12 protein-coding genes are annotated in these 12,093 nt (G+C 39.6%); 5 read left to right on the forward strand and 7 right to left on the reverse strand.

Features of this window, described 5'->3' with window-relative positions:
* Positions 1-7: 7 nt before the first annotated feature.
* From XEN7305_RS09590 to thrC, 4 genes are all read right to left on the reverse strand, one after another.
* Positions 8-775, reverse strand: coding sequence for a transposase (locus XEN7305_RS09590; RefSeq protein ID WP_006509206.1), 768 nt, complete (start codon positions 773-775; stop codon positions 8-10).
* Positions 776-1,130: 355 nt separating this feature from the next.
* Positions 1,131-1,382 carry a hypothetical protein gene (locus XEN7305_RS09595; protein WP_006509207.1) on the reverse strand — a complete coding sequence of 84 codons (252 nt, stop codon included), beginning with the start codon at positions 1,380-1,382 and terminating at the stop codon, positions 1,131-1,133.
* 532 nt (positions 1,383-1,914) lie between these two features.
* Positions 1,915-2,190: a MoaD/ThiS family protein gene (locus XEN7305_RS09600; protein ID WP_006509208.1), complete on the reverse strand. Its 276-nt coding sequence runs from the start codon at positions 2,188-2,190 to the stop codon at positions 1,915-1,917.
* 87 nt (positions 2,191-2,277) lie between these two features.
* Complete coding sequence (thrC, locus tag XEN7305_RS09605) at positions 2,278-3,570, reverse strand: threonine synthase (protein ID WP_006509209.1); 1,293 nt, start codon at positions 3,568-3,570, stop codon at positions 2,278-2,280.
* Positions 3,571-3,822: 252 nt separating this feature from the next.
* Between thrC and XEN7305_RS09610 the strand changes: the two genes are divergently transcribed.
* The 4 genes from XEN7305_RS09610 (at position 3,823) to XEN7305_RS09625 (ending at position 7,349) form a co-directional block, all read left to right on the forward strand.
* A complete protein-coding gene (locus XEN7305_RS09610) occupies positions 3,823-4,728 on the forward strand; it encodes a carbohydrate ABC transporter permease (protein ID WP_006509210.1) in 906 nt (301 codons plus the stop codon).
* A 71-nt stretch (positions 4,729-4,799) separates the two neighbouring features.
* Positions 4,800-5,654, forward strand: a complete 855-nt coding sequence (locus tag XEN7305_RS09615) for a carbohydrate ABC transporter permease (RefSeq protein ID WP_006509211.1) — start codon at positions 4,800-4,802, stop codon at positions 5,652-5,654.
* Positions 5,655-5,725: 71 nt separating this feature from the next.
* Positions 5,726-6,787 carry an ABC transporter ATP-binding protein gene (locus tag XEN7305_RS09620; protein WP_006509212.1) on the forward strand — a complete coding sequence of 354 codons (1,062 nt, stop codon included), beginning with the start codon at positions 5,726-5,728 and terminating at the stop codon, positions 6,785-6,787.
* A gap of 196 nt (positions 6,788-6,983) precedes the next feature.
* Positions 6,984-7,349 carry a hypothetical protein gene (locus XEN7305_RS09625; RefSeq protein WP_006509213.1) on the forward strand — a complete coding sequence of 122 codons (366 nt, stop codon included), beginning with the start codon at positions 6,984-6,986 and terminating at the stop codon, positions 7,347-7,349.
* Positions 7,350-7,386: 37 nt separating this feature from the next.
* Here the strand turns inward: XEN7305_RS09625 and nadB are convergent, their stop codons facing one another.
* Entirely contained in the window at positions 7,387-9,015 is a 1,629-nt protein-coding gene (nadB, locus tag XEN7305_RS09630; RefSeq protein WP_006509214.1) for an L-aspartate oxidase, read from the reverse strand.
* 122 nt (positions 9,016-9,137) lie between these two features.
* Between nadB and XEN7305_RS26575 the strand changes: the two genes are divergently transcribed.
* On the forward strand, positions 9,138-9,467 hold the full coding sequence (locus XEN7305_RS26575) for a PilZ domain-containing protein (RefSeq protein WP_006509215.1): 330 nt from the start codon (positions 9,138-9,140) through the stop codon (positions 9,465-9,467).
* Between the two features lie 64 nt (positions 9,468-9,531).
* On the opposite strand, the gene XEN7305_RS09640 is transcribed toward XEN7305_RS26575, so the two are convergent.
* A complete protein-coding gene (locus tag XEN7305_RS09640) occupies positions 9,532-11,259 on the reverse strand; it encodes a diflavin flavoprotein (RefSeq protein ID WP_006509216.1) in 1,728 nt (575 codons plus the stop codon).
* A 386-nt stretch (positions 11,260-11,645) separates the two neighbouring features.
* Entirely contained in the window at positions 11,646-11,882 is a 237-nt protein-coding gene (locus tag XEN7305_RS09645; protein ID WP_006509217.1) for a type II toxin-antitoxin system Phd/YefM family antitoxin, read from the reverse strand.
* Positions 11,883-12,093 lie beyond the last annotated feature (211 nt).

A 12,093-nucleotide genomic window follows, 5' to 3' on the forward strand; every position in this document is an offset into this window, starting at 1 on the left:
GATATTGTTATGAGTCGTTGAAAAATTGAGCTGCTATCTGAGGGTTATAGCAATTTGCGATCACAAACTTTTCTGCTACTTCTCTTATTTCAGAACTGTTTTTCTCCCAATCATTCCAAGGTAAGCTCAGCTGCCCAGGCGATCTTTTCTTCTTCCCTCTTGCTTTCAAGACTTTAGGCAATAATTTACTTCCCCAGTGATAACGATTTTCTGACTTAGGCTTCGGCTTATATCTGCGACAAAACTTCCGATATTTAGCAGCACATTCATCCAAAGATTTCCCCAAAGACAAAAATGCAGGATGCCATTGAGTTATCCCATCATCACCTAACCTGTCATGAACACCATAGTTGGAAAAATCATAGAAAAAACCTTGTTGCATATTGGCCGCTTTAGGATTGGCATGGATATAACGTAGAGTGTTTAAGGCTCTTTGATAATCTGTGTTCTCGAAACCGCTGCTATGATATCGCTTTTCCCAAAAATGTCCTGTTCGATTGAGCATCCGATTAAAACACATGGCAGTGTACCAGTTGAGCCAATGCATAATTCGTGGCAAATCTTCTGGTTGTTTCGGCTCTAGCAAATAATGAACATGGTTGCTCATAATGCATAGAGCATAGAGTTTAAAGTTAAACTTTTCTTTTGATTTTTTCAAGGAGTATAAAAACACCTCGCGGCAATCAGGTTGAATTAACTTAAATTCTCGGTTATTGCAACGAACTGTGACATGATAGCAGTAATTAGATTTGAGATTGCGAGGTTGTCGAGGCATCTTTTCAGTTATCAAAAAATCAAAATGATAACTTGATTGTGATCTCTCAAAATTGATTTCTATAATGGAATTTCAATCACTTGAGACATATATTTAGGACTTACGCAGATGTCCCATAGGTTGTAGCGCAAGATATTTTAGAGGTATGTTTTTGATAAATTACAATTCCTATCTAGGACATTAAACAACTACCAAGACAATCCCCAATTTTCCGACTTATTAGTTAATCCTTACGCAAGGGGTTTGGGGGCGGCGCCCCGGCCCCAATGGGGGGTCTGGGGGGCTAGTCCCCCAGAGGCATTTATGGCTTTGATCGGTAATTTACAGAATAACAATATTTCATTTTTTGTAAGTTCTAATATGAATAAACATTTTCTCGACTGAAAGCTTCATCACTTAAGCTAGGAGTATTAATATCTTTAGGTAATTTCATTGTCCATTGTTGAAATTCTTCAGCCCTTTCTTCATTAGAAATTTTTTGTTTTAAATCATTGTCTTGTTGATTTTCTTCGGATTGCAACTTAATTATGGCAAAAAAATCGGATAATTTAATTAATTGCTCTTCGCTTAATTTATCTATTTCTTGTTTAAGCTTTTCTCGTAGCATTTAGCTGTTTTAAGATTTAAAGATAGTATTGTACAATTGTAGCTTGAAAAGACTGGCTAAAAGCTGACACTTCGCGATCGCACAAAATTAATACCAAATAAATAATGTTCACGATGAATCATGGTGGTAGGGGCGAATGGCCATTCGCCCCTACAGAATCATGTGTTGTATTTCTATTTTAAATTGGTGTAATTTCCCTAATTTCAGATCATCAACGTTGGTATCACGCGTTAGAATTAACCAGTGATATTTTTATAAGTAAAAGTCTTGGCATAAAAAAATGAGGAAGACATTGATGTCCACCTCACTGTTACGGAATAAACCTTAATCGAAAATCATTGACTGCCAATTTTCCTGCATTCGAGGGCGACGCGAAGCTAGTGACGCCACGTGCAAGTCAAAAGTCAAAAGTCTTTAACATCAAGCTTTTGAGCTGTTCGGCATAGTGATTTTATTTATTACTGATGCTCACTAGCACTTTAGTGCAAGCAATTTTCCCCCATTCGAGGGCAAGCAATTTTCAATTCTAAACTTAGCCCCCAGCAACAGCCGGAACAATACTGACCTCATCTCCATCTGTCAAAGGAGTATCAGTATTCTGAAGGAACCGAATGTCCTCGCTATTAACATAGAGATTCAAAAAGCGACGAGGTTTTCCTGTTTCATCACAGATACGAGCCTTGATCCCAGGGCAATCATTTTCCAAAGAATCAATCAACTCATCAATATTGCTACCCGTGCATTCGATCGCAGCCTTATTGTCAGTGAATTTTTGTAAGGGAGTGGGAATTAATACTTTAACAGTCATTTTTCAGTTATCCTCCTTCTAGGAGGTAGTCAGTTTTCAGTGATTAGTTATTTAATGATTAGTGATTAGTTTAGTGAAATATTCCGACTAAACAATAGTTTGTTGCCATTCAAGACGTTCTAAAGTGCGAGAACGTTCTAGGGCGCGCTCGAAGCTATCCAATTTCGGTTCAATAACTAGAGGCTCGCCAATGTAACCTTGAACTGCTTCTTGGGTTTTCAATCCATTACCAGTGATGTAAGCAACAGTGGTTTCTTCGGGATCGATTTTTCCTGCTTCTACCAATTTTTTCAATACAGCAATTGTAGTTCCGCCAGCAGTTTCAGTGAAGATACCTTCAGTTTCAGCTAGCAGCTTCATGCCTTCAACAATTTCGGCATCGGTCACCGATTCAATATTACCGTTGGTTTTCTGGGCAACTTCTAGAGCATAAACTCCATCAGCTGGATTGCCGATCGCGATGGATTTTGCGATCGTATTGGGTTTAACAGGTGTGATAAAGTCTCTACCTTCTTTAAACGCTTGAGCAATCGGTGAACAACCTTCTGCTTGAGCACCACTAAAGCGAACGTTTTTATCTTCGACTAAACCGACTTTGACAAATTCTTGGAAACCTTTATAAATCTTGGTGTAAAGAGAACCAGAAGCGAGAGGTGCCACAACATGATCAGGCAATTTCCAGCCCAGTTGCTCGGCAACTTCAAAACCAAGAGTTTTCGAACCTTCAGAATAGTAAGGACGAAGATTAATATTGACGAATCCCCAACCGTAGGTGTTACCAACTTCAGAACAAAGACGATTTACTTGATCGTAGTTGCCTTTAACGGCCATTAATGTGGGATTGTAAATCAAGGTGCCTAGTACTTTTCCTGCTTCGAGATCAGAAGGAATAAAGACACAGCAATCTAATCCGGCATGGGCTGCGATCGCAGCAGTGGAATTAGCAAGGTTACCAGTACTGGCACAAGAAACAGTAGAAAAACCTAATTCTTTGGCCCGAGTTAAGGCAACAGATACGACTCTGTCCTTAAAACTCAGGGTCGGCATGTTAACGGCATCATTTTTGATGTAAAGATTTTTGAGCCCCAGGCGACGCGCTAAACGATTTGATTTAACAAGAGGAGTCATCCCAGTACCAACATCAATGGGATTCTCACTCTCAACAGGTAAAAAAGCTTTATAACGCCAAATTGAATTGGGTCCTGCTTCGATAGTTTCTCGACTAACTAGAGAGCGAATAACGTCGTAGTCATAGGCCACTTCTAGAGGAGAAAAAGTTTCTTCACAAACATGAAGTGCTTTGAGGGGGTACTTCACACCACCTTCTTTGGAAACCAAGTTAGTGAAAGTACGGGGTTTAGTTGCGATTGCCTGGGTCATAATCTCTGTTTTTATTCCGTTAACAGTTGAAATGAATACTAACACAAGCTAAAAATGAGAGTCAACTATACCCGACTTTTTTTATCGGGATTAAAATTTATCACGGAAATTAACTAATCTTAGACAGAGTTAAATCAAAGAATTTTAAAGCATCTGAATTATTCCTGAGATTTAATGATTTGCTAAAAGATGTTTTTTAGGGGATAAATGATCAACAACGATGAGGGGTAAGGAGTTAGAAGAATTTAGGGAATGAAAAATTCGATTCGTCAACGGGAACAAAAAATCGGTTGGATGCTAGCTATTCCCGCTTTGCTAATTTTGGCTTTAGTGTTCGTTTATCCGATTACCAGAGCTCTCTGGCTGAGCTTTTTTGCGCAAAACCTTAGTACGGAGTTGGTGCCAGTTTTTGCTGGTCTCAGCAATTATGCCCGAATGTTGGGGGATGGGCGTTTTTGGCAAAGTTTAAGCAATACGACGTTTTTTACGACTACTAGTATTATTTTGGAATTGGTATTAGGGATGATTTTTGCCCTAGTTCTCAATCAATCTTTTTTTGGTAGGGGCTTTGTGCGGACAGCGGCCTTAATTCCCTGGGCTTTGCCAACTGCGGTAATGGGCTTGGCTTGGGCTTGGATTTTTAACGATCAATTTGGTGTGGTGAATGATATTTTGCTGCGCTTAGGAATTATTAACGAAGGGATTACTTGGTTAGGGGAGCCAGATTCGGCGATGATTTCCTTGATTGTGGCTGATGTTTGGAAAACAACTCCTTTTATTGCTTTGATTTTGTTGGCAGGTTTGCAATCGATTCCGCGAGATTTGTATGAGGCCCATGCGATCGATGGGGCCAATCCTTGGCAAAGTTTTCGGCAGATAACCTTACCCTTACTAGCTCCGCAAATTCTGATTTCTTTATTGTTTCGCTTTGCCCAATCCTTTGGGATTTTCGATTTAGTCCAAGTCATGACAGGAGGTGGCCCGGCAGGGGGCACAGAGATGGTTTCTATTTATATATATGCGATGGTGCAACGCTATTTGGATTTTGGTTATGGTGCAACGTTGGTTACTGTGACTTTTTTATTGCTCATTGCCGCAGTCGCGATCGTCTCTTGGTTACTTTCGCGAACTCGAATTAATGTTTCAGGGGAGAGATAATTTTAAGGGATAAGGGATAAGGGATAAGGGATAAAGGATGAGGATAATAGCTATCACTATTTATTTAATTTATGAAAAAATCAGAATTCAAAAAACCTTTTGATTGGCAAAAAGTACTGCTGTGGGCAGGTATCATTTTTTTGGTTTTATTTTGCCTTGCTCCTTTGTTATGGCAAATATTGACTTCCTTTAAAACTACTTCTGCGATCGCCAATATTCCAACAATTTATTTGCCCGCATTGGATCAACTAACTTTGGCACATTACTTATCTTTGGGTAGTCAGTTCCTGCGTTACATGCTCAACAGTGCATTTGTATCTTTTGTCTCGACCATAATTTGTTTGTCATTAGGTGCGCCGGCTGCCTATACTCTAGCCAGACTAAAACTTCCAGGTGAAAAAATAATCCTCGCAGCAGTTTTGATTGTGACTCTATTTCCCTATGTGTTGCTATTTTTAAGTTTATTAGAATTAGTCAAATTCTTTGGTTTGGGCAATAATTATCTGGCGCTGATTGTGCCTTATACGGCGATTAATTTACCTTTAACTATTTTAGTTTTACGAAGTTTCTTTCAACAATTACCGAAAGATTTGGAAGATTCGGCCAAAATTGATGGCTATAATACGATTCAAATGTTACTCAAAATTGTTTTGCCCATAACCAGTCCAGCATTGGTGACAACAGGGATTTTAGCTTTTATTTTTTCTTGGAATGAATTCATTTTTGCTCTGACTTTTATTTCCCGAGATTCTTTGCAAACGATTCCCGTTGCTCTTTCCAAAATCGGTGGCTCTAGTGTTTTTGAAATTCCCTACGGCCCGATCGCAGCTGCTACAGTTTTAGGAACTATACCTCTGGTAATTTTAGTCTTGATTTTCCAACAACGGATTGTTCAGGGTATTACTTCTGGGGCAGTTAAGGGATAATTACATGAAGGCAGATGGCAGAGGGCAGATGGCAAATTCTATTAATATTTGATATTTAGTAATTAAAAATTATGGCGCAATTACGTTTAAAAAATTTACGCAAACAATTCGCAACGGATGTCGTTCCGGTTAAGGATATTAGTTTAACGGTTGATGACGGGGAGTTTTTAACTCTTCTGGGGCCATCGGGATGTGGTAAGTCCACTTTGCTGCGCTTAATTGCCGGACTGGAACAACCTACTGCAGGGCGAGTGTTGCTGGGGGAAGAAGATTTAACCTATATTGCTCCAGGCGATCGCAACATGGCAATGGTTTTTCAAAGTTATGCTCTTTATCCTCATATGAGCGTTGCCGAAAATATTGCTGCTTCTCTAAAAATTCGCAAAACTCCTTCAGAAGAAATTAAAACTCGAGTGGGTGCGGTGGCTGAGAATCTAGGACTTTCCCCGTTGCTAAATCGCAAACCGGGACAGCTTTCTGGCGGTCAAAGGCAAAGAGTAGCTCTGGCTCGTGCCCTTGTGAGAAATCCCGAGGTTTTCCTGCTGGATGAACCCCTCAGTAATCTTGATGCTTTATTACGAGAACAGGTCAGAGAAGAACTCAAACAGTTATTTGCTACGCAAAAAAAACCTGTGGTTTATGTGACTCATGATCAAACTGAGGCCATGACCTTATCGACTAAAGTGGTAGTTTTACTTGATGGTCTCATCCAACAATTAGATCCTCCTAGTCGGATTTATTCCCATCCGGCAAATAAGTTTGTCGCGGGATTTGTTGGTAGTCCTCAGATAAATTTATTGACTTTAAACTGTCAGGAGAATAAGGCTATTTTAGGTGACTTTGAGATTCCCATACCTGATATCGCATCGTCACCGGAAATTATAGATTTAGGAATCCGTCCTGAAGATCTCAAATTGGCAACAGATTCAGATCAGGTAATTATTGAGGGTAAAGTTTTTCTGGTGGAGAATTTTGGTCGGGAGCTCTTAGCTAGTATGAAGGTGCGAGGTTCTAATGATATATTACGTGTTTTGATTGAACCTGATCGCAGTTGGGATCAAGAACATCTTAGGGTTGCGGTCAATCTTGCCAAAGTTAATTGGTTTGATGCCAAAACAGGAGACCGGCTTTAGGCATTAAATATAAGTGCCAAGCAGTCTATAAAACCATTAATTAAAACGCAAATCTTATTGATTATGAGCAATTTTTTTTCTATTGATTGACAATTATCCTTTTTGTGATGATTTTAGGAATTAAAGTTGGGAATACTAACTATTAGATTGATTTATTGAAAATAATGTCATCACAATAATCATAAGGATACGTAGTATGGATGCAGTTCTCAGAATAGAAAAAAGAGTTCAAGAAGATATCAAGAAAAATGTCATATTAAATCTAGAAAAGAAACTCAAAGCTAAAGTAACACGAGTTTTGACGGAAATCTTGCAAACTAAAAATTTTCATCATGCCAATCTCAATAATGATGAGAACAATGTCTTTATTTACTATGGTAAAAAGTATTTAGAGAATGGCAATCATATTTGTGTTTCTTTTAGTAAATCCAAAATCATTACATTAGTTGTAGAAAACGACTCGCACCAAAAAACTTTTACAACATCTAATAGCTATAGACATAATGAAATTCAAGAAATAATTAGTAATATAGATTTTTTACAAAAAATGATAGATAAATAAATTTAAATAAACTAGTATTAAATTATTAGAGTATTTTTTACTGCGATGTACTCTGATTTTCGCCCTTAATTACTGTATGTAATGACCAATCAGTAGCACTATTAGGATAATCCAAACGATAATGACCGCCTCGACTTTCCGTGCGAAATAGGGCACTTTTTAGAATCAAATTGGCAATATCTATAAGATTTAGGGTTTCGGTATAAATTCTCAAATGCTCTTCAGTATTCGGCTCAGCAAATTGAATCTGTTCTGGGGGAGACAAATCCAAAATATATTCACTCCAATCAAGAGTGATTAATTCTTGATGCCAAGCATCAATTTGCGCGATCGCATCTTCCATAACTTCCTGACTGCGACAAATTCCTGCACTTTTCCATACCAGCTTAGGCAATTGTTCACGGATATCTTTGACAGTATCAATAGCAATATTAGTTGCCTCAACTGTGAGCCATTTTGGTTCTATTGGCCTAACAGGTGATGAAATATCTAACTGAGATAATTGTCCTGCATAGACGATACATTCTAGTAGAGAATTACTCGCTAAACGATTGGCTCCATGAACTCCTGTACTCGCAGTTTCTCCTACTGCATATAAACCCTGGATAGAAGTTTGATTGTTCGTATCCACCGCAATTCCCCCCATCCAATAATGAGCAGCAGGAGCGACAGGTATGGGTTCTGTGAACAGATCTACACCCCATTTTTGACAAACGCGAATAATATTGGGAAAGCGATAGCGAATTTTGGCTTCTGGAATTACGCTCAGATCTAGATAAACATTACTGTCTCCAGCTTTTTGCAAATGGGTAAAAATCGCCCGACTCACTACGTCTCTGGGGGCCAATTCTCCATCAGGATGATAATCAAAGGCAAAACGCTTGCCTGCTTTGTCTACTAAATGAGCCCCTTCGCCTCTCACAGCTTCGCTAATTAAAAATCTTGGTGCACCAGGTTTGGTTAGGGCAGTGGGATGAAACTGCACAAATTCGGCGTCGCGTATTTTTGCCCCACTACGCCAGGCGATCGCAACACCATCTCCGGTACTAACTTGAGGATTTGTGGTTTGGGAAAAAACCTGTCCCCCTCCGCCTGTTGCTAGAACTACGGCACCTGAACTAATCCAAGTAATTTTATTTTTGTGGAGAATACTAAGTCCTTGGCATATTTCTTCCTGGAGCCATAAATTCAAAGCAAAGGCTTGGGATAAAACAGTAATATTAGAGCGTTGTACAACCTGTTCTGTAAGAATGCTCACGATCGCACGTCCTGTAGTGTCGGCGGCATGAAGCACTCTTGGGCGAGAATGGGCAGCTTCGAGAGTCATTGCCAACTGCTCGTTTTTGCGGTCAAAGGCGACACCCATCTCCAGCAAGGATTGAATCGAACTAGCGCCATGTTCTACGAGAAATTGTACCGCCTCGCGATCGCATAAACCTGCCCCAGCCTTTAAAGTATCCTCTAGATGTAGCAAAGGAGAATCTTCTCGATGAATTGCTGCGGCAATACCTCCTTGAGCCCAATCACTAGCCCCTGTTTGCAACTTTGCTTTGGTAATCAAACCTACACGGTAATGAGCAGGTAAACACAAAGCAGAATATAGTCCCGCAGCACCAGAGCCTATGACCACTACATCGAAATTAGAGTAATCTTTCTCTTTAGACATATCTGTAAAATACAATTTACTAATTCTACCTCTTTCGGGTTTTCCCTAACATCTAAAACCCAATACCTAGAACCTTTATCAATCTGGGAATAATAAAGAGAACGAATTATTTAATATTTATTATGCAATCTAATCCAGAACTGAGTTTAAAAGACAAGAAATATCTTGAATCAAGGAAAAATCCACGCCTAGACGTAGATTTAGAGACTTCTATTGAATTTCGGCTTCAAAATGACGATTATCAAAAATTACATGAAGCTTTTATTATAGATATTTCTGCTGGCGGCTGCGGAATCAAAACAATTAATCAGGACGCTAAGCCAATTAGAGAAAATACTATTTGTTACATCAGTGATCCAGAGACCCGTCATATTCTGACTAAAACCAGAATTGTCTGGGTCCAGGAAACAACAAATAATGCGTTTAGAATTGGACTTGAATATATAGATTAGAAACTGGCAAATGTTAACAGTTGACTGATGAGGGATAACTGATGATTGTTAACTGTTAACTGAATTAATAATGGTTGCCTACTTTCCGATGATGCACAGCAGTCAAGCCGTCAGGATTAGAAACTCGGCCTGCGGTTACTTTACTATAGACAATCCAGTGATCACTACATTCCATGCGGGTCACAACTTCACATTCAATATAGGCTAGAGCATCGGTTAAAATTGGTGAACCATTGGCTGCTGTTTGAGTATCTATTCCCGCAAAGCGATTTGCCCCAGGTTTAAAACGTTTGAGGAAATGTTTCATTAAGCCTTGATATTTCCCTTCTTCGAGGACATTTAAAACAAAGCGATCGCCAACCTGCATTAAAGATTCGATCGCGCGATCTTTCGCTACTGCGATCGTAAAACCAGGGGGTTCAAAACTGGCCTGGGACACCCAAGAAGCCAGCATGGCACTGCTGACCTGATCTTTGGTAGCGGTTATGATATAGAGCCCACCGCTAATTCTGCCGATCGCCTTATCCAAATCGCTATCGAGGGATTTCATCTGTTTGACAAGTTTGTCCCGGGTCAGAATTTGACCTAAATCTGTACCAGACTCTTCGCATAATTGATAAGTTGCTTTATCTGGAGTATCTTTAACTCGAATAGAGGGGAAAGCGGTTTTCAATCCCACATCACGGAATTTAGTCAAAAGCGGATCAATAGGTTCATCATTGTCGCCATAGGATTCAAACATGCCAATAACCTGCTTTTCTTTAGCTGCTGCGAGAGCTGTCCCCACATTGGCTACAATGTCTTGATGATTATGCCCGGACAATGGAGGCATTCCTAAAACGACGCCCGAAGCTCGGGAGACTAGTTCATGAACCTCTTGATTTTCTGCCGATCGCAAGTCGATCATTTCCACCGCAACCCCAGTTTTCGTGATGCCTCGGGCAATAGCTTGGGACAGGCGATCGCTGTACCCATAGTCGGAAACATAGAATACGACGACATTTTTTTCCGCTTTGGTTTGGGCTTTACTCCATTTATAGTAGCGATCTAAAAATTCTTGGAGATTGTGACGCAACAGGGGGCCATGGCCATTGGCAACGGTGGTAATTTCCCCAAGCTTATCCATGCGTTTCATGGCAGACAGGACTGAGCGGGCATTGGGAGCCATCAAACAATCGTAATAGAAGCGATAATCTCGTTCGACTGCCTCTAGATCTTGATCGAAAAGCTCATCCGAACAATAATGCATGCCAAAGGCATCGCAGGTATAGAGAATCTTGGTTCCGCGATCGTAACTAAAAATGGTATCTGGCCAATGAAGATTGGGCGCGTTGATAAAATCTATAATATGACCATTACCCAGATCGATACTGCTCCCTGTTTTGATAATCTGCGACTCAAAGGGTTGATGTACCAGGTCTTCTAAAAATTTAATTGCTGTTTTAGCGGCAACTACTGTTGCTTGGGGTGCTAGCTCCAAAAAATCTTTTACTAAACCACTGTGGTCGGGTTCGGTATGACTAATGATGAGATAGTCAATTGTTTTCGGGTCAATTTCCCCTTGTAAAGCATCAAGATAGAGCTGACGAAACTTACCATGGGAAGTATCGACTAAAGCTGTTTTCTCTCCTCGAATGATATAGGAGTTGTAGGTGGTACCGTTTTGCAGGCCAAATTCGATGTCAAAGCGATCGCGATCCCAGTCTAGAGAACGTATTGTAGTTGTATCTGGGGCTATTTCCGCAGTTTGGATGGTCAACCGCTTTGTTGTTGTTATGGGCGTTGCTACCATTTCCCCTCTCCTTTATTTATATTAAAATTTGTTAATCATTATGTCTAATGGTACATGATCTTTGATTGGGGTTAGGATTTCGGATTTCTTCATTGCAGCTCTTCTATTCGTAAAATAAATATTTGTATCTGCAAAATATCAAGCAAATCCGTAAAATGCATTGGGGGACTAAGCCCCCCAAACCCCCCATTGGGGACGATACGTCCTCCCCAAACCCCTGCCGAAATGTTAACTCATGAGCGGGAAAAATTTAATTTTCTTGGTAGTTGTCTAATTGTCTAAAGTAGAAACTTTTATTGAAAACCTATTCTTCAAATATCTTTCATCATACCTATCAGAGATATCTGGCCAGTAAAAAGGAGCAATAATGCTAGTGTCAAGATAAATCAATATCGTTCCTCTTGACGTGCGTTGATTACTGTTTGACTCAAAGACTCACCTTTAATAGATAAGGATTCGAGAAATTGCTTCATATCGGCAAATATTTCCTCTTCAGTTGATGGTGGAAGCAAACGGGCAATTGGTTTATCTTGCTCAAATATCGTGACCTCTTCTCCTGCCGCAACTTGCTCTAAAAGAGCTTTGAGATTGTGAACCGCCTCTTCAACGCTGACTTTCGGCATTTGCTTTTTACCTCAATGTTTTACTTGTATCGTCAATATGGAAGTAATCAGTAACAAGTATAAGACTTACCAAGAATTAGGGTTAATAATAAAAGCAAAAAGAACTATCAATCAATCCAATAGATTTAAGAAAAGTTTATATTTAGATACATCTTCATTACACAACAACCATTAAAATAATAGTCAGCTTTCTAAATATCTAGATTAAAAT

The sequence above is a fragment of the Xenococcus sp. PCC 7305 genome (assembly GCF_000332055.1).
Taxonomy (GTDB): Bacteria; Cyanobacteriota; Cyanobacteriia; order Cyanobacteriales; family Xenococcaceae; genus Xenococcus.